The organism is Companilactobacillus paralimentarius DSM 13238 = JCM 10415 (genome assembly GCF_001434985.1).
GTDB classification, from domain to species: domain Bacteria; phylum Bacillota; class Bacilli; order Lactobacillales; family Lactobacillaceae; genus Companilactobacillus; species Companilactobacillus paralimentarius.
Map to the genome: position 1 here is coordinate 1 of NZ_AZES01000144.1, position 910 is coordinate 910.

A 910-nucleotide genomic window follows, 5' to 3' on the forward strand; every position below is an offset into this window, starting at 1 on the left:
AAAAAAAGAGAAGATACCTCGCACGCATCTTCCCAAAATTTATCACTCCAAAAGGAGATCAAAAACCATGAATAATTATAACATAGACCAAATGACATTAAGTATTCCTTTAGATTACAAACCAAAAGAAAATCATCCAGCTAGATTTATCAACGATCTTGTCGAATCGCTTAATATTGAAAAAGTCTATTCTAGCGGGAGGCCGCGAGAATATGACTTACGTGCAATGCTAAAATTGATACTTTTTGCGTACTCTCGCAGTGTAATGACTAGCAGAAAGATTGAAGAATTTGCTGAAGAAAATATCGTTGCTAGATGGCTTACACAATATCAAGTTCCCTCATATAGAACCATATGTAGATTTAGAATTTCAGATGAGATTGAAACTTTACTTGATGATAGCTTGACGAATTTAACTAGTGTTTTAAAACAAAATGGTCTGATTGATGAAGTGTCCTTTATTGATGGTACGAAAATATTGGCAGATGCCAATAAATTTTCGTTCGTTTGGAAAAAGAATACCATCAGATTCGATGATATGAATAAATCTCAAATTCAAAACTTATTGTCCGAAATAAACGAGGTACGATTAGGTATCGTCGAAAATCCTTCGGATCTTTCTGACGATGCTCTAGAGGAAGTACAAATAAAACTTGAATTACATCTTGAAGATTTAAACGCCAGAATAGAAGCTAATCCTAAAAAATCTCCTAATCCTGATAAACAAGAACGCCGAAAATTAAAATCATATTCCCGAAAACTTGATAACCGTATTGATAAAAAATCTGAACACGAAAAACAGATGAAGAAATTCGATAAAAGAAATAGTTATGCTAAAAGTGATGAAGACGCAACATTTATGAGAGTCAAGGAAGATCCCATGCTGAATGGTCAATTAAAACCTGCATAC

Annotated in this window: 1 protein-coding gene; it reads left to right on the forward strand. The window is 33.4% G+C overall.

The window, feature by feature from the left end:
- Positions 1-67: 67 nt before the first annotated feature.
- On the forward strand, positions 68-910 hold an 843-nt coding region (locus FD33_RS11005; RefSeq protein ID WP_162256992.1), incomplete at its 3' end, for a transposase.